This window comes from Candidatus Eisenbacteria bacterium (assembly GCA_005893275.1).
In the GTDB taxonomy this organism is placed as follows: domain Bacteria; phylum Eisenbacteria; class RBG-16-71-46; order SZUA-252; family SZUA-252; genus WS-7.
This window is the reverse complement of sequence record VBOW01000063.1, coordinates 1-18,840: the sequence shown is the minus strand read 5'-3', so window position 1 is coordinate 18,840 and position 18,840 is coordinate 1. Positions and strand designations below refer to the sequence as shown.

16 protein-coding genes and 1 pseudogene are annotated in these 18,840 nt (G+C 66.2%); 7 read left to right on the top strand and 10 right to left on the bottom strand.

From position 1 onward, the window contains the following. The 5 genes from E6K76_10335 (at nt 1) to E6K76_10315 (ending at nt 6,029) form a co-directional block, all read left to right on the top strand. Nucleotides 1-2,673, top strand: a complete 2,673-nt coding sequence (locus tag E6K76_10335) for a hypothetical protein (GenBank protein ID TMQ57485.1) — start codon at nt 1-3, stop codon at nt 2,671-2,673. Nucleotides 2,674-2,879: 206 nt separating this feature from the next. Then, on the top strand, nt 2,880-3,527 hold the full coding sequence (locus tag E6K76_10330) for a hypothetical protein (protein TMQ57484.1): 648 nt from the start codon (nt 2,880-2,882) through the stop codon (nt 3,525-3,527). A gap of 112 nt (nt 3,528-3,639) precedes the next feature. Beyond that, nucleotides 3,640-4,251: a superoxide dismutase gene (locus tag E6K76_10325; protein TMQ57483.1), complete on the top strand. Its 612-nt coding sequence runs from the start codon at nt 3,640-3,642 to the stop codon at nt 4,249-4,251. A 231-nt stretch (nt 4,252-4,482) separates the two neighbouring features. Next, complete coding sequence (locus E6K76_10320) at nt 4,483-5,040, top strand: hypothetical protein (GenBank protein ID TMQ57482.1); 558 nt, start codon at nt 4,483-4,485, stop codon at nt 5,038-5,040. A gap of 98 nt (nt 5,041-5,138) precedes the next feature. Further along, nucleotides 5,139-6,029: a ChbG/HpnK family deacetylase gene (locus E6K76_10315; GenBank protein ID TMQ57481.1), complete on the top strand. Its 891-nt coding sequence runs from the start codon at nt 5,139-5,141 to the stop codon at nt 6,027-6,029. 136 nt (nt 6,030-6,165) lie between these two features. Here the strand turns inward: E6K76_10315 and E6K76_10310 are convergent, their stop codons facing one another. The 4 genes and pseudogenes from E6K76_10310 to E6K76_10295 all read right to left on the bottom strand — a co-directional run bounded on the left by E6K76_10310 (nt 6,166) and on the right by E6K76_10295 (nt 10,011). Next, entirely contained in the window at nt 6,166-8,034 is a 1,869-nt protein-coding gene (locus E6K76_10310; protein ID TMQ57480.1) for a carbon starvation protein A, read from the bottom strand. A 36-nt stretch (nt 8,035-8,070) separates the two neighbouring features. Next, nucleotides 8,071-8,577, bottom strand: a complete 507-nt coding sequence (locus E6K76_10305) for a hypothetical protein (GenBank protein ID TMQ57479.1) — start codon at nt 8,575-8,577, stop codon at nt 8,071-8,073. Nucleotides 8,578-8,941: 364 nt separating this feature from the next. After that, nucleotides 8,942-9,046, bottom strand: a pseudogene (locus E6K76_10300) (histone). Between the two features lie 245 nt (nt 9,047-9,291). Further along, nucleotides 9,292-10,011, bottom strand: coding sequence for a hypothetical protein (locus tag E6K76_10295; protein ID TMQ57478.1), 720 nt, complete (start codon nt 10,009-10,011; stop codon nt 9,292-9,294). Here E6K76_10295 and E6K76_10290 point away from each other — a divergent pair. Beyond that, nucleotides 9,994-11,778 (top strand): aminotransferase class I/II-fold pyridoxal phosphate-dependent enzyme, encoded by a 1,785-nt coding sequence (locus E6K76_10290; protein TMQ57477.1) that lies wholly within the window; start codon nt 9,994-9,996, stop codon nt 11,776-11,778. The two genes, E6K76_10295 and E6K76_10290, sit on opposite strands and share 18 nt — an antisense overlap. 16 nt (nt 11,779-11,794) lie before the next feature. Here the strand turns inward: E6K76_10290 and E6K76_10285 are convergent, their stop codons facing one another. The 6 genes from E6K76_10285 to E6K76_10260 all read right to left on the bottom strand — a co-directional run bounded on the left by E6K76_10285 (nt 11,795) and on the right by E6K76_10260 (nt 17,715). Then, the gene (locus tag E6K76_10285; protein ID TMQ57476.1) at nt 11,795-12,379 is read right to left on the bottom strand and encodes a DUF1211 domain-containing protein; all 585 of its coding nucleotides are present in this window, start codon (nt 12,377-12,379) and stop codon (nt 11,795-11,797) included. Between the two features lie 12 nt (nt 12,380-12,391). Continuing rightward, nucleotides 12,392-13,021 (bottom strand): flavin reductase family protein, encoded by a 630-nt coding sequence (locus tag E6K76_10280; GenBank protein TMQ57496.1) that lies wholly within the window; start codon nt 13,019-13,021, stop codon nt 12,392-12,394. A gap of 82 nt (nt 13,022-13,103) precedes the next feature. Then, nucleotides 13,104-14,294: a homogentisate 1,2-dioxygenase gene (locus tag E6K76_10275; GenBank protein ID TMQ57475.1), complete on the bottom strand. Its 1,191-nt coding sequence runs from the start codon at nt 14,292-14,294 to the stop codon at nt 13,104-13,106. A gap of 18 nt (nt 14,295-14,312) precedes the next feature. After that, complete coding sequence (locus E6K76_10270; GenBank protein ID TMQ57474.1) at nt 14,313-15,278, bottom strand: fumarylacetoacetate hydrolase family protein; 966 nt, start codon at nt 15,276-15,278, stop codon at nt 14,313-14,315. A 6-nt stretch (nt 15,279-15,284) separates the two neighbouring features. After that, nucleotides 15,285-16,460, bottom strand: coding sequence for a 4-hydroxyphenylpyruvate dioxygenase (hppD, locus tag E6K76_10265; GenBank protein TMQ57473.1), 1,176 nt, complete (start codon nt 16,458-16,460; stop codon nt 15,285-15,287). Next, a complete protein-coding gene (locus E6K76_10260) occupies nt 16,453-17,715 on the bottom strand; it encodes a Glu/Leu/Phe/Val dehydrogenase (GenBank protein TMQ57472.1) in 1,263 nt (420 codons plus the stop codon). The genes hppD and E6K76_10260 overlap by 8 nt, the downstream gene beginning before the upstream one ends. Before the next feature lie 117 nt (nt 17,716-17,832). Between E6K76_10260 and E6K76_10255 the strand changes: the two genes are divergently transcribed. After that, nucleotides 17,833-18,840 (top strand): hypothetical protein (locus E6K76_10255; protein TMQ57471.1); only part of this gene is annotated, 1,008 nt, incomplete at its 3' end.

Here is an 18,840-nt window from a genome sequence, read left to right as displayed (position 1 = left end):
ATGGATGCCGATTTCCGAAACTATCTCCGCGCCGCGCAAGGCGAGGAACCCCCGATCGGCGCCCGCGAGCCGCGCTGGGCCGAGACGGAAGCGCTCGCGCGGAAGCTGATTGCGGGCGCCCAGGCGGAGCCCGCGCTCAAGGCGTTGAGGCAGGAGCCCCAAGCGCGGAAACGCTGGGATTTGCTCCTCCTGACGGGGCTCTTGAGCGACGCCCTCGGCGAGCGCGGTTCCTCGTTGGAAGCGCTCGAGGTCGTCGGCGACAAGCTCGCGGCCGTGGAGGACCGCGAAGGCGTCCGCGCGATCTTGCCCCGGTTCCTCGAGCCTGTCCCTGTTTCCGCCGCGGTCCGGCTCCTTCATTTCCTCGCGCGCGGCTCCGCGGCCGACGAGGAGAAGATGGATCTCCTGCGCCAGGCACTCGAGATCCGGCCGAACGATCCTCATCTTCTCTTCGAGCTGTCGCAAATCCTCGAGCGATGCGGCGAGCCGGACGAGGCGCGGGACGAAAGGCTCCGGGCGATCGAGCTGTGGCTCGAGCTCAATCACCCCGAAGCGGTCTCGGACGAGCTCCTTCGCGTCGTCGAGGAGGATCTGTCGCGCGAGCCCGCCCGTGCAGGAGCGATCCTGCTTCACTACGCGGCGGCCGTACCGTGGCAGGACTCGGAGCCGATCCTCGATCTCGCGCTCCCCGAGCTCACGCGCCTGGGGTCGGGGCTTTGGAGCTGGCGCGAGCTGGAGCCGGTCGGGGCGCGCGCCCCCCAGACTCTCGAGGCGCGAACGCTTCTTGCGGCATTGGTCCGGATCGCGGTCGCATCGGAGCCCGATCCCGACGCGATCGTCGTGGGCTCCGGAATTCAGGACCCCGCCGAGCCCTTTGCGGCGGTCCGCACGCGCGTCCCCAAGATCCTCTCCCTTCCACCCGGGGCCGACGTTGCCCACGCGACATGGGGGCTGGGACGGGTCGCGTCAAACGACGGTGAATCGGTATCGCTCGAATTCGCCGGCAGGGCCGGACACAAGATGTCGCTCGCGATGGCGGCGCGCTCGCTGGATCGGCTGCCCCCGGATGGGCTCCGCGTGCTCGCCGCGCGCGAGCCGGAGCGCCTTCGGGAGCTGATCCGCACGCGCGATCCTCAAGTCGTGGTCTCGGCGCTCTGCGATCTGGGCGGGACCGCGACCCTGGCGCAGATGAAGCCGCGTATCGAGGCGGCGCTCCCGCCGGGAGAATGGTCCGCGTGGTGGAAGGAGACCAAGGAGAACCTGAAAAGCGATCCGAGGCTCGACCTGAGCGAGGCGTACCAGCAGCTCTTCAAGCTCCAGTCGGAGGAGAAATCGCGCGAGGTCTCCCTTCCCGAGCTGAGCCCGCGCGCCGGCGAGTCGGGGCTGGGGTTGATCCGGAAATTCCTTCGGGAGCACCCGGAGCAGGAGTCGCGGCTCGCCTCGCACGCCGCGAAGGTCATCGTGCGCTGGGCCGAAGATTCCAAGCTTGATCCCGCCCTGCGCGCGCAGGCGCTCTACCACGCGGCCTCGTGGAATGCGCTCGCCTCCGATGCCGCCCGCGGCGTGCTCGACGCGCTGATCGTCGAAGGCCTTTCACCGGGGGACCTCACCCTGAGCCAGCAGCAGGACACCCTGATCGATCTGGCGAAAGGCGCGCAGCAGGAGGAGACGTTCCTCTGGCGGGCCATCGAAAGCCGGCTCCCGCGGCTCCGAGAAAGCGGGCGTTCGCGGCTCCGGGCGCTTCTGGGCCCGGCGTTCGGAAGGGCCATCTTGAATCACCTCCAGCACGCCGCGGATGCGCCGGCGCTCGCGGCGCGCCTGATCGAGCACTACGCCTCGAATCCCGGCGAGGAGGAGGCACCGCCGCCGCCGATGCTCCTCATGAGCGCGCTTCGCCTTCTCGAGCGCGATGGGGCGGGTGTCCCGGGTATCTCGGAGCGCCTGCTCGAGCTTCTCGGCCCGACAGGCACGCTTCAACGGCTTGTCGAGGAACGGCCGCTCGACACGGAGACGGCGGAGAGTCTGGAGCGCACCGTCCTTCATTGGCGCGGGAGCGAGCGGAGGCTTCAGCCGGTGCTCGAATTCCTGCGCAGGATCGGCCAGGCCGCCCTGGCGGAGGCGCACGAGAAGCGCCGGAGCGCGACCGCACAGAGTCTCCTCGAGGGAAAGAGCGTCGAGGATCTCGAGACGCGCCACACCATCATGTCGCGCGCAACGTACGAGAAGCTCGAGGCCGAGTTCAAGAAGCTCAAGCTCGACCTCAAGACCTCGATTCCCGCCGCGATCGAGAAGGCGCGCCAGCTCGGCGATCTGCGCGAGAACGCCGAGTACGAGGCGGCGAAGCAGCGTCAGGCGAACGCCGCGGCGCGGGCCCAGGAGCTCATGAACCAGCTCGACCGCGTACGGCTTCTCGAGACAATCGAGGTGGATGAGACCCGCGTCGGTGTCGGGACGGAAATCTCGCTCGAGCCGCTGGACGCGCCCGGCTCGCCCACCGTGCGTTATTGGATCCTCGGCGAGGGGGATCACGCGCTCGGTCCTGGCATCCTTTCCTACCGCGCTCCGATCTTGAAGCCGCTTCTCGGGAAGTCGGAAGGAGCCCGAGCCGTGCTCGATATGCCGGAGGGGGCACGCGCCTACCGCATCGCATCCATCCGGAAACGGCTTCCGGAATGAGACGGTCTGAAATGTCCGTGGGGTGTGCGATTTGCGTCCTAATCACACTCCTGGTTTATCTGCAGTCCGCTCATTCTGAATCCATCGGCCCTCACAGAAGCGGCGGAGAGGCTAATTCGGATTCGATTCCACCGGACGCCCCGTTCGCCAGGGACAGTACACTGAGCCCGTCCGTTCGCGCAGCGATAGCGCGGTCGGCCAGGAGAATGGATGCATACCAAGAGCATTTGCTTTCGCAGATGCTGATTCCAGGTCTGTTCAGTGCGGATGAACTTCCATCGAGCGTCGAGGGGGCCTGGCACGCGCTTACGATTGTGGGATCGAGAGTTTCCCTTGTTCCGGTTCAGGTTCGTTTGCGCAGGGCTCCGAACCGGCGCGCGACAGGCGATCCGTCCATTCCGGGAGCCTGGGTTGAAACCGATATCCAGGACAGCATCCTCTTCATAGTTCGTCGGGGCCCGTGGGTACGTCGAGCAGCCGTTCCCACTTGGTTCCTGGGCCACGCGAGGTTCTCGCCAGGTCAAAGGGCGCTACTTCCCGCGCCCTTTGGGAAACGGTGGAGTATTTTCGCCTCCAAGGAGATCCGCTTCCCGCCCAGCGGCACCATGGGGTACGAGATCCATGTTCGTGACCGTGTGACAAGCCGATCCCAGAAGCTCGGAGGCTGGCAGCTGGGCGTTTCGCCTGACATCCAATGGATTGGCGATCTGGACGGGGACGGGCGCCTCGACATGTTCGTTTTTGACGACAGCGACGAGTCCGGATCCGTTTCCTGGACCCTGTACTTGTCAAACCGGACCAAGGGTGACTCTCTGTTCGAACTGGCGGCTTGGTTCGGCACGCCTGGTTGTTGAGGCCAGATGACGCTCGCGTGATGCCCTTGCGCATAGGCTTTCCTACTTCTGCTATCATTCATCGGTAATCTGAGTTGTGCACAGTTCCAACCAACGAAAGGAGAGGCTTTTTATGGCCAAGCATCCGGTCAAGGCTCTGCCGTACGCGAATGACGCATTGAAGGGCATCGGGGCAAAGACGATCGAAATTCACCATGACAAGCTCTACGCCGGCTATGTGAACAAACGGAACGAGATCGAAGAGGAGCTGACGAAGGTCGACCGAAGCAAGGCGAACCAGATCTATAGCCAGATGCGCGGGCTCAAGCACGAAGAGACGTTCGCGGCCAACGGCCAGATCCTCCACGAGATTTACTTCGACATCATGGGGGGCGACGGACAGCCCGCGGGCGAAGTCTTCGACAAGATCAAGGAGGACTTCAGCTCCTACGCCACGTGGGAGGAGGACTTCAAGGCTTCGGGTATGTGCGCCCGCGGCTGGGTGGTTCTCGCGTACGATCCCACCGACGGCCGGCTGCACAATTTCATCGGCGACGCGCAAAACCAGGGCGGCGTGTGGGGCGCATTCCCCGTCCTTCCGTGCGACACGTACGAGCACTCCTACTTCATCGATTACGGCAGCGACCGAAAGGCCTACATCGAAGCGTTCATCCGCAACATCAAGTGGGGCGAGGTGAACCGGCGCTACCTCGCGGCCGTGAACATGGCCCTGGCCAAGAAGTAAGCACCGCGCCATTGCAGGCCGGTGGGCGCCCGTGCAATACGCATGGCGCGCCCGCCGCGCCCTGAGGCGCCGCGCGCGATAGCGGCGCCACGCTCCACGATTCCAAGCACATAGCGCTCGATTCCTCCCCCGCCTCGCCATGGCATATCAATTGCTCGAACCCGCCTGGGTATTTCTGCTTTTTCCTATGGACCACATGCGATCGGGATCGCGAAGGCCAAGGAGACGTCTATGAAGTGCACTCGGGCAGTGCTGGCAGGGATGGCGATGACAGGAGTCACGGCGCTGTTTTTCATCGGCGGCTGCACCCACGAGTCGACCCGTGCTGACTTGAGCGTCGTGAGCGTGAATGAGGGTGCCACCTATTACAGCGACCTGATCAATGAAGCCGACTCGTCCCACATCTTCATCCCGGTGGACCAGGTGGCCGTGACCTTCGCAAACAAGCCTCACGACGGCAGTGCGGCCGTCGCGCCCGGTACCGGATTCTCCGAGATCGTGGTCACCGACTATACGGTGACCTACAGCAACGGCGTCTTTAGCCCGCTCTCGGGCGGCATGAACGTCACCGTCCCCTCGGGCGGCACCGCCGACGCCTTCATCACGATCAGCAATCCTTCCGAGAAAGGCGCCCTGCTCGGCACGATCACGAGCACGATCACCTCCACCGCCACGATCGTCTTTACGGGTTACCTGCGGGCGACCGACAGTTATGGCGACTACGTCAAGGCGAAGTGTTACCTCACCGTCCAGGTGGACAATTTCGGAGATTCGGACGTCAACAAGTAGCGCGCAACACCCGTAGCGATCCCGGCGGCCCCGCGCCCACCAAGCTCGGGGCCGTTTCGCTTGATTCAGGCGCCGGGGTTCCCTACCCTCGATCGAACATGCGCGTTCCCCTGACGGGAGCCGCGGCGGGCAGGCGGCTCATCGTCAATGCCGACGATTTCGGCCTCACGCTCCCCATCACCGAAGGGACGATCGACGCGTTCGAGCGCGGGATCCTCACCAGCGCGAGCCTCGTCGCTACCGGGGACGCGTTTGTCCCTGCCGCGCAGTACGCCGCGTCCCATCCCGATCTCGACACCGGCGTCCATCTCATGATCGTGCACGGGGCGCCGGTTCTGCCTCCCGAGCAGGTCGGGTCGCTCGTTCAGACGGCCGGGCGGTTCCTTCCCGGGTATGGGGAGTTCATGGCGCGCTACCTTTCGGATGGAGTGCGCGAGGAGGAGGTCGAGGCGGAGTGGTCCGCGCAGATCGCGCTGCTGCGGGGCGCTGGAGTGCGCATCACGCACCTGGACAGCTACCAGCATCTGCATCTGGTGCCCGGTCTCTTCCGGGTCGCGCTCCGCATCGCTCGGGCGAACGGGATCCTGGCCATGCGTTTTCCGCGCGTTCCGACCGTGCTGAGGCGGGCGGAACGCGGCTCGGTGCGCCGCTCCCTCGAGTTCCTGCCGCTCCGGTTGATGGAGCAGTCCAATCTCCCGTACCTGAACGCCTCAGGAATCCGGACCCCCGACCGCTTTTTCGGATTCCACACCTCGGGACACCTCGATCTGAAAGCGCTCCGGTCGGTCTTGTTCGGCGTCCCTCAGGGCACGAGCGAGCTGCTCTGCCACCCGGGCCGCGGGGAGCCCGAATCCTCGCCGATCGCAGGATGGGGATATGAGTGGCGCGCCGAGCTGGAGGCGCTCACAAGCCCCGAGAGCAGGCGGATCGTCGATTCCCAGGGAATCGAGCTGACGACGTTCGCGGATCTGGCGTCGCTGCCGGTTTAGCCCGCCAGGCGGAAGACCGCGTCGGTGCCGAACTCCACGAGCGGCACGAGGCGGCGCTCCCACCCGAGGATGAACGCCTGGATTCCTGGATCGGAACCGACGCGGCTGGATGGAATCGCGTTCGAGCTGCGATCGCCTACCCCGCGGCTTCGGCGGCGGGCGGTGCCACGCCGCCATCGCTTGCGGCCACCGCCATCGGTATGGTGACCACCCCGCGGCGCCGCTCCGCGAGAATGAATCCCCACCGCCTCACGGAATCGATCAGGACCGTGCCCACGAGCAGAATCAGGATCACGCTCAGCGCGCCGTCGACCGTCGCGATGGTGGCGCCCTTGTCGGCGACGTACGCCGGGGACAGATACCGGATGGTGTTCAGCACGCCCGCGGTCATCGTGCTCACGGTGAGAAACGCGAGCGGGACCAGCGTCACGAGCGCGTAGGGCGCAGGGCGTTGGCGCAGGATGAAGGAGGTCCCGACCGCGAGCGCGATCACGGCGAGAAGCTGGTTGGAGACTCCGAACAGGGGCCAGATCGTCTCGACGCTTCCCGTCACCGCGAGGTATCCCCACGCGAGGCACACCACCGCGCCCACGAGCGACACGCTGATCCAATTCGTGGTCGAGCCCAGAGGCGCCCACACGTTGCGCGCCACGTCCTGGAAGAGGTAGCGCGCGACGCGGGTTCCGGTATCGAGCGCCGTCAGGATAAAGACCGCCTCGAACATGATCGCGAAGTGATACCAGTAGGCCATCAAGTGCCCCATCCCGGGGATCTGGCGGAGAATGTTCGCCATCCCGACCGCCAGCGAGACCGCGCCTCCGGTACGCCCCTGGAGCGTCTCCTCCCCCACGAGCCGGGTCAGCTCGTTGAGCTGCGCCGGTTGGATCCCGAGCGCGTGAACTACTTTGGGAACGCCGTTGATGAGGAAGTAGTCGGCGGGCTGGAGCGTGGTCGCCGCGACGAGCGCCATGATCGCCACCACCCCCTCGGTCAGCATGGCGCCGTAGGCGATGAATTTGATGCTCCCCTCGTCGGGCACCATCCGCGGGGTGGTGCCCGAGCCGATGAGCGAGTGGAATCCGCTGATCGCGCCGCATGCGATCACGATGAAGCAAAATGGAAAGACCTTCATCCCGGGGAGCACCGGCCCCGTGCCGTTGATGAAGGGGGTGACCGCGGGCATGAGCAGCTTCGGATGCACGATCGCGACCCCCACCACCAGAAGCACGATCGTCCCGATTTTCATATGGGTCGAGAGGTAGTCGCGCGGGCAGAGCAGGAGCCACACGGGTAGGGTCGCCGCGATGAACCCGTAAAGCGGAAGGAGGAGGCCCAGCGTCCTGGGCGGCAGGGTGAACCACGACGCGAACGGGGACTTCAGGAGCCACGGCCCCGCGATCACCGCCGCGAGAATCATCCCGACACCGATCAGGCTTCCCTCCACGACCCGGCCGGGCCGGATCCGGTACATGTAGAAGCCGAAGAGGAGCGCGGCCGGGATCGTCATCGCGACGGTGAAGGTCCCCCAAGGCGAGTTCGCGAGCGCGTTCACGACCACGATGGCGAGACCCGCGAGGAGGAGCACCGTGATGAAGAGGATCGCGGCGGTCGCGGCCCGGTGGGCGAGCGGGCCGATCTCGCGGCGCGCGATCTCGGAGAGGGGCGCCGCGCCGTGGCGCACCGAGGCGAAGAGGATGATGAAATCGTGGACCGCGCCGCCGAGCGCCGCGCCGAAGAGGATCCAGAGCGCGCCCGGCAAGTACCCGAATTGCGCCGCGAGCACCGGGCCGATCAGCGGCCCCGATGCCGAGATCGCCGCGAAGTGGTGCCCGAACAGGACGTACTTGTTCGTTTTGACGTAGTCGCGGCCGTCCGCCATCGTCGTGGCGGGAGTCGGACGCGAGGGATCCACGCGCGCGACTTTGCTCGCGATGAAAGCCGCGTAGTAGCGGTAGGCGAAGGAAAAGGCGACGATCGCCGCAAGCGGCAGGACGAGCGAGTTCATGCTGAATTCGGTCGCCGACGACTCATCGGGAGCGGGCTATTTCCCCGCTGGGGCTCCCGCGGCCGCGCCCCCGGTCTTGTCCTCGTGCGGCGTCACCTTGAGGATCACGATTCCGTACGCGTCCGCGCGGTGGTACACGGTTCCCAGCACGTCGACCTTCTTGTGGATGTAGGGCATGAGGGGATCGTTTGGATTTTTCCCGGGCAGCTCTCCCGCGATGAAGTAGATCCGGTCCTGGTCGCGGTCGTAGATCGCGAGCGTCTGCCCCGAGCGGGCGCAGTCGATCGCGCACTGGTAGTGTCCCGGGCCGATCGACTTGGGCCCCGCCTCGAGGAAACAGGCCGGATCCATCACCTCGCCGACGATCGTCATGGTTTTTCCGGCGCCCCGCTGACCCGCCCCCTCCGGGGCCTTCGCCGCGGCGCCGTGCTCGTGCTGGTGGGAGCCGGTCGCCGGAGGCGGCGTGGGGGCCGCGGCGACCGCCAGAAGGAGCGCCGCGGCCAGCGCCGCAAGCGCGAGCGTGTCGTGATTCGAGGGCTTCATATCCGACTCCCTTTCCGCGAGCTCCGAGCTGGCGTCAAACGGACGCCTACTCGGTCCGGACCGCCGTGGCACTGTAGGGCTCCACGGAAGTAACCTTGATGCCCGTGGCCCCTCCCCGCGAGTACACCCGACCCTTGACCAGGACCGTCTGCCCGACGTAATCGATCAATCCCTTGTTGGGATCCTCACCCGGCTTGTCCGTCGCCACCATGTAGAGCTTCTGCGTCTTGTTCTCGACGATCGCCAGGACCTGTCCCGCCTTCGCGCAGGCGATGGCGCATTCCTTGTGCGAAGGGCCCTTGGCGCCGTTCACGATCCAGCAGGCCGGGTCCACGACCTCCCCGATGATCGACCGCGGTCCGGTCTTTGCGGCCGGAGCCTCGGCCGGCATGGTGGACGGGGCCTTCGCGGCCTTCGTCGTCGCCTTGGCGGCGGCTGGGGCCGGTGCCTTTGCGGGCGCCGGCTTGGCCGGCGTCACCTGCACGGTTCCGGTCGTCGTGCTTCCCTGGGCCCGCGCCCGGGCCGGGGTCCAGGACGGAAGCAGGGCGAGGACAAGAAGCGCGAACGTCATCCGAGTCTTCATCCAAAACCTCCATGGGATCGCGAACGGCAGAGTAGCGCGAATCTCGATTCCGAGCCTAACAGAGTACCGCGATCGGCCACAAGAAGCCCGGCCAGCCCGATCCATCCGCCGCCCGTTCCGGGCCTGCGCGGTCACCTGGCATCGCGTTCGATCTCCGCGAACGCCCGCGCAAGAACCCCTTCGGCAGGTTTGCGTTGCGGGGAGTACTCGGTGTCCGCGGGCCCCCCCGCGCGCGAGTAATCGGGGTGCCACTTCCAAATGAATACCCCACGAACGCCGGGTTGCTCTGGCAAAACGCGGAAGAGCGCTTCGTAGCAGCGCGCCTGGGTGTCGAGCGAGAGCGTGCCCGCGAGCTCCCATTCCCAGGGGCGGCTCGCCGCGGTGTCCAGGCTGTGGTAGCCCACCTCGGTGAGAACGACCGGCTTCCCCCACCGCTGCGAAAGTCTGTTCAGGTCGGCGAACGGCTGGCGCCAAGCCCGCACGAGCTCCGAAAGCGGGGGCTCGCGCCGGTGGCTGAGCGGGTAATACGCCTGCACGCCGATCCAATCGAGCGCGTCCCAGAAGCGAACTTGGTGCAGGTCCTCCGCCCAGTTCGCGCAGTAGACGAGCGAGCCGTGGAAGTGGTTGCGCACGTCGGCGATCACGGACCGCCACTCGCGTTCGCGACGGATGGTCCCGCCCAGCTCCGTGCCCACCGCCAGCGCCTCGATCCCGCAGCGCTCGGCCAGGTCCGCGTAGTGGAGGATGAACCTGCGATACGACTGAAACCACGTCGCCCAGTCCTCCTCCGACCTCATGGCGACCGTCCCCGACCAACCGGCGCGGGTCCAGACATGCGGCTTGAGCAGCACGTGGATTCCCATCTCGTGAGCCCACCGGGTCGTCGCCTCCAAGCCGTGGTCTCCCTCTCCCCAAAAGCCTCCCGAGCCGCTCGAGGTGACGATGAGCGGGGAGTCCAGCTCTCGTTGCCATCCGAACGGCGTCTGCGAAATCCAGTTCGCGTGGATGCGGATCAGAGGCTCGAGATCGGACGGCTTGGCCCTCCCGGCCGCCTCCCAGCAGACGCCTCGCATGAAGGGCAGGCTTCGCGCGGGGGCGGCGGTCGACCGAGAGCCGGGCGCGCCGCGGCGCAGCGGAGAATGGCTCGGCGTGGGTTCTGGAGGCGGCAGCCGAGGCACGATGACCGCGCCCGCGATCACGCCGGCGAGCACGATGAGAATCGCAACGACGAGGAGGGCCAGACTGCGCCCTCGTCTGCTATGATCGCCGCCCTGCGTCGAAGGGTCGTTCACGGGAGACTCAAGATGCCTCAGCCGTCGCGCCGGAGCCAGTTGATTCCGTTTTCACCGATCCGAACCATGTTCCGCCTCGCCGACGAGATGGAGCGCGCGGGCGGCGGGCCGGTGTTCCGCCTGCACGTCGGGGATCCCGATTTCGCGCCCCCTCCGGTGGTCGTGGAAGCCACCGCGGCCGCGCTGCGGGCCGGAAAAACCCACTACGCGCCCACCGCCGGCGTCCAGGAGCTTCGGACAGCGCTCGCCGGAAAGGCGCGGGCGCGAAACGGTCTCGCCGCCTCGACCGAGCAGGTGATCATCACGCCTGGCTCTACCCAAGCGCTCTTCGCGACGCTCGAGATCCTCTTTGGTCCCGGTGACGATGTGCTCCTCCCCGAGATCTACTGGCCCAACTACGTCCAGGAAACGATGCTCCTAGGCGGCCGGCCGATATTTTACCCGCTCGGACCGGGATATCAGCCCGATGTCGGCGCGCTGCCCCAGCTCGTCACGCCGCGGACCCGGGCCATCCTGATCAACAGCCCGAGCAACCCGACCGGCGCCGTCTTTCCGGAGGCCACGCTTCGGGCGTTTTATGAACTGGCGCGGGAGCGGAACCTCTGGATCCTGAGCGACGAAGCGTACGAGGATTTCGTCTTCCGGGGATCGCATGTCTCCCCGGGATCGTTCGAGCGCGACCTGCCCGAGGAAGAGCGGCGCGTCTTCACCCTCTTCACCTTCTCCAAGTCGTACGCCATGACCGGCCTTCGCTTGGGGTGCGTCGTCGCCCCGTCTCTCTACACGGCCACGCTGCTCCGCAAATGCCAGGAGCCTCTCGTGGCAAGCGCGGGCATGCCCATCCAGTGGGGCGCGCTCCCCGCGCTGACCGAGACCGAGCGAGCGGGCGTCGCGCGGATGAAGGCCGCGTATCAGAGGCGGCGCGACCTTGCGCTCTCCATCTTGCAGCCGGCGGGGATGGCGGATTACGTGCCCGAGGGGGCGTTCTACATCATGGCCGATGTCTCGGAGACCGGGATGACCGGTGACGAGTTCGCGGTGGCGCTTCTGCGCGAGGAGCGGGTCGCCGTGGCGCCGGGCTCGGGGTTCGCGATTCAGCCCAGGTTTACCGCGGACGGCTCCCCGATGGCCGAGCCCTCCCCGACCGGAGCGCCGGAGTACCCGACGAACCCGAAAGCGCGCCATCGGGTCCGGATCGCCTTCTGCGTCTCGGACGAGGAGCTGGGCGAGGGATTGCGGAGGATGGTCGGGTTTGCGGAGCGCCACCGCGCCGGCGCGGAGCGGCCACCGGCACAGCGGGCCGTGCGCCGGCCCGCGAAGGCCTAGCTTCGGCGAAGGCGGGTCACTTGGGGTGCTCCATCAGCAGACGCTCGAAGCGGCGATCCGGGATGAGCCACATCATGGCGACGACGGCGTAGAGGGCGCAGGAGATCCAGGGGGCCACGAACGCCAGCGCGATCGCGACCGCGTAGATCACGATCGAAATCCTTCCCTTGAAATCACTGCCCAGCGCGACCGCGAGCGTCGAATGGGCGCCGTGGTGGGCCACCAGCGCGCGGGCCAGCACGTAATAGGCGATGGCCGCGAGCAGGAGCACGAGGCCGTACACGGCGACCGGCCAGGTCGCAAAATGGGTCTCGCCCATCCAGTGGGTCACGAAAGGCGTCAGCGACAGCCAAAACAAGAGATGCAAATTGGCCCAGAGAACGCGGCCGTTCACCGAGTGCACCGCCTGCAACATGTGATGATGATTGTTCCAGTAGATACCGAGGAAGACAAAGCTCATGACGTAACTGAGGAACACGGGGATCAAAGGCCTCAGCGCGGTGACGTCGGCTCCGTGCGGCGCCCTCATCTCGAGCACCATGACCGTGATGATGACGGCGATCACGCCGTCGCTGAAGGCCTCCATCCGGGACTTGGTCAATGCGTGTCCCGCTCAAGTCCTCGGCGGCAGCGCCGGCCGCGGCAGATGGAACACCGACTCCTTCGTCACCCGCGTGTACATCGGCCCGCCCAACCGGCCGATCGCGTCGATCGCGACCGAATCGACGCGTCCCTCCCGCATCAGCGACTCCGCGATGTGGAAATATACGACCTCTCCGATCACGTAGTTGGCCCGCAGCGGACCATCGCCGTGCTGAACGATCTTGAAGAGCCGGCATTCCATCGCGATCGGGCACTCGGCCGCGCGCCAGGGTTTCACCTTCACGCTCGGCGCCTTGGTGAACCCGGCCTCTCCGAACTCATCCACTTCGGGAGGGTAATCGGCGGAAGCCTGGTTCATCCGCTCGCGCAGGGGCCAGGGCGCGATGTGGACGACGTACTCCTCCGTCGCGCGCACGTTGTGCAGGGTGTCCTTGTCCCGTCCCGCGCCGCTCGTGACGGGGGAAAATATGAGAGAGGGCGGGTGCGCCCCCCCGGCGTTGAAAAACGAAAACGGCGCCAAATTTGGAATTCCGTCGCGCGAGAGCGACGAAACGAACGCGATGGGGCGAGGGACGACACAGCCGACGAGGAGCGCGTAGACCTCGGCCGGCTCGAGGGTGGCGGGGTCGAGGCCCCGCAGTTTGGGAAGGGCCGGGCTGCCCGTGGTCGCGCCGGCGGGTCCGGTCGGTGCGCCTCCCCCCCGGTCGGTCACGACGGCGTGGTCACCCCGTCGCGCCCTCGCCCACAAACTTCCCGGGCTGATCGCGCCACGAATAGGGGTAGTTCTTGTCGTCGAAGGGCTCGGCGTCGGTCGTGACGTAGAGCGGATGGAAGGTGTCGAGCATGACCGCCAGCTCCTTCGTCTCCTTCGCGCCGATGGCCGCCTCCGCGGCGCCGGGATGCGGCCCGTGCGGGATTCCGGACGGATGGAGCGTGAACGAGCCGACCTCGATGCCGCGGCGGCTCATGAAATTCCCGTTCACGTAGTAGAGCACCTCGTCCGAGTCCACGTTCGAATGGTTGTATGGAATGGGGAGCGCGTTCGGATGGTAGTCGTACATCCGCGGCACGAACGAGCAGACCACGAAGTTGGTTCCTTCGAAGCACTGGTGCGTGGGCGGCGGCATGTGGATCCGCCCGGTGATCGGCTCGAAGTCCTCGATATTGAACACATAGGGGTACAAGAACCCGTCCCATCCCACCACGTCCAGCGGATGGAACTCGAACTCGTAGGATGTGATCTGATCCCGCGCCTTGATCCGGACCTCATACTTCCCGCGATCGGTGAACGTCTCGAGACGCTCGGGCCGCCGGATATCCCGCTCGGAAAACGGCGCGTGCTCCAGAAGCTGCCCGTACTCGTTCCGGTATCGCTTCGGCGTTTCGATCGACGAGGCGGACTCGATCACGAGGTACCGCTGGGGTCCGGGCTCGGGATGGAACATGTAGGTCGTCCCGCGAGGGATCACGACGTAGTCACCGGGGCGGTAGTGGAGCTCGCCGAAGATCGTCTGGATGCGACCCGCGCCTTCGTGGATGAAGTACATGTCGTCGCCTTGACCGTTCCGGTAGTAGTACTTCATCTTTTGGTCCGGAACCGCGATCGCCATGGACACATCCTTGTTGTGCAGCAGCACCACGCGACCGGTCACAGGATCCCCGCTCTTCTTCAGGTCCTTCGTCTTGAAGTGGTGATGGCGGAGGACCTGATCGTCCGCATACTGGACCCGGCAGTCCTGGACCTTGTGGATCTCGTTCGCCTGGGTCGGCATGTTGTAGTGATAGATGAGCGACGAGCGCCCCGAAAACCCGCGGGAACCCATGAGCTGCTCGGTGTAGAGCTTCCCGTCCGGGCGGCGGAACTGAGTGTGCCGTTTGTGCGGGGTCTCGCCCAGCGTGTGGTACATCGGCATTGCGTTGCCTCACTCCCGTCAGACGATCGGGTTGGTCAGTGTTCCCAGACGATCAATTTCGAGGACGACTTCATCTCCGGCCCTGAGCCAGGGGTGGACCTTCTCGCCCAGCTCCAGAAGGCATCCCGAGCCCACGGTTCCCGAGCCGATGATGTCGCCGGGAAAAAGATACACGTCCTGGGACGCCCTCGCAATCATCTGGCCGAACGTGTAGTGCATGTCCTTCGCGTTCCCGCGCGAGAGCGTGGCGCCGTTCACGCGCGCCTCCATCGCGAGATCGTATCGATCGCCGCTTCGCTTGGGCTCGACCTCATCGAGCGTGACCAGCGCGGGGCCAAGCGAGGTCGCAAAGTCCTTCCCCTTCGCGGGCCCGAGCCCGATCGCCATCTCCTTTCGCTGCACGTCGCGGGCGCTCCAGTCGTTCAGGATCGTGAGGCCCGCCACGACGGAGCGCCACCGTTCGGCCGGAACGTCGCGCGCCCGCGTTCCGATCACGCACGCGATCTCGAGCTCATAGTCTAGCGCTTCCGTCCAGGAGGGTTTGGAGACCGGCGCGCCGTCCCCGAGGAGCGAGCCGGGGTTCGAAAAATAGAACGCCGGAAACTCGTACCACTCCGGAGGCACCGGAAGGCTCCGCCGCGCCCGGGCGTTCTTGACGTGGGCCTCGAAGGAATAGAAATCGCGGAGGGTGGGCGGGCGCGAGACCGGAGAGTGCAACGTGACCCGCGCACGAGGATGCCAGGCCGCCGCGAGATCCGGGTGCTTGGACCCGCCCGACCCCGCGCGCTCGAAAACGGACCGCGCGAGGGGAAGACCCTGATCCCAATCGCCCAGCAGGAGGTCGAGCGAGCGGAGCCGCCCCGCCGAGTCCAACCCGGGAGCCACGACCTTGGCGGCGGCCCCCAATTCCAAGATTCGATCCCCTTCGAGCGCGCCGAGCAGGCGCTCCGCCGTCCCGCTCCGGCTGAAGGAGACGAGACGCATCCCGGCTTAGAGGTTGCCCCGCAGCGCCTGCTCGCGCTCAATCGCTTCGAAGAGCGCTTTGAAATTCCCCTTCCCGAAGCCTCGGCTTCCCTTTCGTTCGATGACCTCGAAGAACACCGTCGGGCGGTCCTCGACCGGCTTGGAGAAGATCTGGAGCAAGTAGCCCTCATCGTCGCGGTCGACGAGGATTCCGAGCCGCGACAGCTCGCCCTTGTCCTCGTCGATCTTCCCGACACGGTCTTCCAGCACCTCGTAGTAGCTGTGCGGGACGCCGATGAATTGGATACCGGTGTCGCGAAGGTGGGCGACGGTGGAGCAGATGTCGCTCGTGGCGAGGGCGATGTGCTGGACGCCGGGCCCGCGGTAGAACTCCAAATACTCCTCGATCTGGGATTTCTTTTTCCCGGCGGCGGGCTCGTTGATCGGGAATTTCACCTTTCCGCTGCCGTCCGCCATCACCTTGGACATGAGCGCGGAGTACTCGGTCGAGATGTCCTTGTCATCGAAGTGCTGAAACTGGCTGAAGCCCATCACGTCCCGGTAGAAGGCCACGAAACGGTTCATGTCGCCGAGCGCCACGTTCCCGACGACGTGGTCGATGTAGAGCAGGGGCCCCGGTTTCGGTTGTTCCCCCGTGGCGCGATACCCGGGAAGAAACGCGCCCTTGTACTTCGAGCGGTCGACGAACGAATGGATCGTGTCTCCGTACGTGGCGATGGAGGCGCGGCGGATCGAGCCGAACTCATCCTGGACCGTCGTGGGCTCCTGGACCCCTTTGGCCCCGCGCTTCGTCGTTTCCTGGTAGGAGCGGTCCACGTCCTCGACTTCGAGCGCGATGTCGCGCACCCCGTCGCCGTGGAGCCGGATCTGCTCCGCCATGAACCCCTCCGGTCCGAGCGGGGTGGACAGCACGAAGCGGACCTTGCCCTGCTGAAGCACGTAGGAGGCGCGGTCGCGCATCTTGGTCTCGAGCCCGCCGTACGCGGTCACCGCGAGCCCGAAGGCGTGCGAGTAGAAAAACGCGGCCTGGCGGGCGTTCCCGACCCAGAACTCCAGATGATCGATCGATCGAATCTTCAGAAAATCGCCGTTCTCGCTCTTGCCACGTTCGGCGTCCGAGGCCGCCCTCGCGGGCGCGCTGGAAGGGCGCGCCCCTCCGGCATGCCGAGTGGAATCAGCCATAGAGCCCCCGGAGTCTCGTCGTTTCCGCGACCCTGCCGACGCCGAGCATGTAGGCCGCGGTTCTGTTGTGAACGTGATGCTTCTCCGCGAGCGACGCGACGTCGCGGAAGGAGCGTCTCATCACGGTCTCGAGCTTCTGGTTCACCTCATCCTCGGTCCAGAAGTAGTTCGCAAGGTCCTGGACCCACTCGAAGTAGGAAACCGTGACCCCTCCCGCGTTCGCGAGGATGTCCGGAATCAGGAAGACCCCGTTCTCGTGAAGGATGGGATCGGCGTCGGGCGTGGTGGGGCCGTTCGCCGCCTCGGCCAGGATCTTGGGCTTGATCTTGGGCGCGTTTTCCTCGGTGATCTGGTTTTCGAGCGCGGCCGGGAGCAGGATGTCCACCCTGAGCTCGAGCAGCTCCCGGTTTCCGATCCGGTCCGTACCGGGGACCCCCACCACGGTCCCCGTCTGGCTCTTGTGCGCCTGGACCACCTTGGGATCGAGGCCACGGGAGGAATGGATCCCGCCGCGCGAGTCGCTCACGGCGATGACCTTCGCGCCGCGCTGGTGCAGGAGGTCGTGCGCGATCGAGCCGGCGTTCCCGTAGCCCTGAATCGCGACCGTCATTCCCTCGAGCTGCTTGCCGAGATACTTGCACGCCTCTTCGATCGTGTACGTGCAACCGCGCGCCGTGGCTTCCCTGCGCCCGAGGGAGCCTCCGAGCGAGATCGGCTTTCCGGTCACGACGCCGGGAGAGGCGAATCCCTGACGCATCGTAAACGTGTCCATGATCCAGGCCATGACCTGGGCGTCGGTGTAGACGTCGGGCGCCGGAATGTCCTTCTCGGGCCCGATGATGATCGCGATCTCGTTCGTGTACCGCCGCGTCATCCGCTCCAGCTCGTGGTGCGAGAGCGCCTTGGGATCCACCTCCACTCCGCCCTTCGCGCCGCCGTAGGGCAGATTCACAACCGCGCACTTCCAGGTCATCCAAGCGGCAAGCGCCTTCACCTCGTCGAGCGTGACCTGAGGGTGATAGCGGATGCCCCCCTTCGCGGGGCCCCGGGATACGTCGTGCTGGACGCGATACCCCTGGACGACCATCCAGGACCCGTCGTCGCGCTCGAACGGAACCGAGACGATCAGGCAACGCCGCGGCACCCGAAGCTTGAGTCGAATCCCTTCCTCGAGATGAAGCACGTCGGCGGCGATGTCGAACTGGCGCTGGGCGACCTCGAACGGGTTTCTCGTCTTCTCCAAGACCAGACTCATGGCAACCTCTCGATCCTGAATGGCGGGCACCGGAATGGAGCAGGACCGGCGCGGAGCGGCTCTAGCGCCTGCCATTCTACTCCCGGGCGCGGGCCCCGCAACCCCTATACTGCGGCGATGGATCGATCCCGCGCAGCGCGCGCCGTCCTCGCGGCCGGCGCTTCGGCGTATGCCCTCTCCGTTGCCGCGGCGAGCCATCGCCCAGGGCCGCGGGCCTGGGGGCTCCACCTCCCCGGATTCCTTCCCCCGCCGGCACGCTTCCTCGTCATGGCGCTCCTCTTCGGCGCCGCGCTCCTCCTCGTCGTCGACCTCTTCCGCGCGGGCACGCCGCGCGTCGAGGAGGCCCCGCGCCGTCGCGACCCCAGGGGCCGCTCGGCGCGCCGATCCCCCAGGACGAACCCGTTTCGCCTTCCGCGGTGGAGCGGCTGGCTCTTGCTCTTGCCCTGGGCGTGGATCCTCTGGGAGCTCCGACTCCGGACCTTTCTCTTGGGCGACACGACGATATGGCTCCAGGGAATCCGGTCCGGCAAGCCGAATCCCTACAGCGAGCCGCTCGCGGCGGCGACCTGGACCGGATATGCCTGGATCTTGCGCGCGCTCGGAATCCCCATCGAGGCGTCGATCGTCGGCATCCTGTCCATCCTCTGCGGCGCGGCCGCCGCGGCGATCTTGTGGGGAATCGCCACGGAGATCTCGCCTAGAACCGGGTCCCGCGCGGCCGCGTTCGCGGTGCTTGCCACGCTGGGGCTGGCCCAGCTCTATTTTGGTTACATCGAGAGCTACCCGCCGGCGAGCGTCGCGATCCTCTCCTATCTCTGGCTCGGGTTGCGCCGCGCGAGGGACACCGATCATCCTCTTTGGCTCGCGGCGGTGTTCCCGGTCGCGATCACGTTCCACTTGGCCGCCCTCTATCTCGCTCCCTCCTACCTCTATCTGCTTTTCCGGGGCAAACAGCCGCTCCTCCATCGCGCCATCCTTGCCGTTCTGCCGCTCGCGGGGGTCGCCGCAATCCTGATCCTATTAGGATTCCAGCCTTCGGAATGGCTCGTATCCTTCAAGATCGTGGCCCGCGCCGTGCAGCCGGGGCACGACATCGCGGTGTTCGCGAAACCGTACACTCCGCTT

What these genes read in the sequence shown, in the direction of transcription:
- E6K76_10335 (TMQ57485.1), top strand. Translation starts at nt 1, where the DNA reads ATGGATGCCGATTTCCGAAACTATCTCCGCGCCGCGCAAGGCGAGGAA.
- E6K76_10330 (TMQ57484.1), top strand. Translation starts at nt 2,880, where the DNA reads ATGGATGCATACCAAGAGCATTTGCTTTCGCAGATGCTGATTCCAGGT.
- E6K76_10325 (TMQ57483.1), top strand. Translation starts at nt 3,640, where the DNA reads ATGGCCAAGCATCCGGTCAAGGCTCTGCCGTACGCGAATGACGCATTG.
- E6K76_10320 (TMQ57482.1), top strand. Translation starts at nt 4,483, where the DNA reads ATGAAGTGCACTCGGGCAGTGCTGGCAGGGATGGCGATGACAGGAGTC.
- E6K76_10315 (TMQ57481.1), top strand. Translation starts at nt 5,139, where the DNA reads ATGCGCGTTCCCCTGACGGGAGCCGCGGCGGGCAGGCGGCTCATCGTC.
- E6K76_10310 (TMQ57480.1), bottom strand. Translation starts at nt 8,034, where the DNA reads ATGAACTCGCTCGTCCTGCCGCTTGCGGCGATCGTCGCCTTTTCCTTC.
- E6K76_10305 (TMQ57479.1), bottom strand. Translation starts at nt 8,577, where the DNA reads ATGAAGCCCTCGAATCACGACACGCTCGCGCTTGCGGCGCTGGCCGCG.
- E6K76_10290 (TMQ57477.1), top strand. Translation starts at nt 9,994, where the DNA reads ATGCGGCTTGAGCAGCACGTGGATTCCCATCTCGTGAGCCCACCGGGT.
- E6K76_10275 (TMQ57475.1), bottom strand. Translation starts at nt 14,294, where the DNA reads ATGCCGATGTACCACACGCTGGGCGAGACCCCGCACAAACGGCACACT.
- E6K76_10270 (TMQ57474.1), bottom strand. Translation starts at nt 15,278, where the DNA reads ATGCGTCTCGTCTCCTTCAGCCGGAGCGGGACGGCGGAGCGCCTGCTC.
- hppD (TMQ57473.1), bottom strand. Translation starts at nt 16,460, where the DNA reads ATGGCTGATTCCACTCGGCATGCCGGAGGGGCGCGCCCTTCCAGCGCG.
- E6K76_10260 (TMQ57472.1), bottom strand. Translation starts at nt 17,715, where the DNA reads ATGAGTCTGGTCTTGGAGAAGACGAGAAACCCGTTCGAGGTCGCCCAG.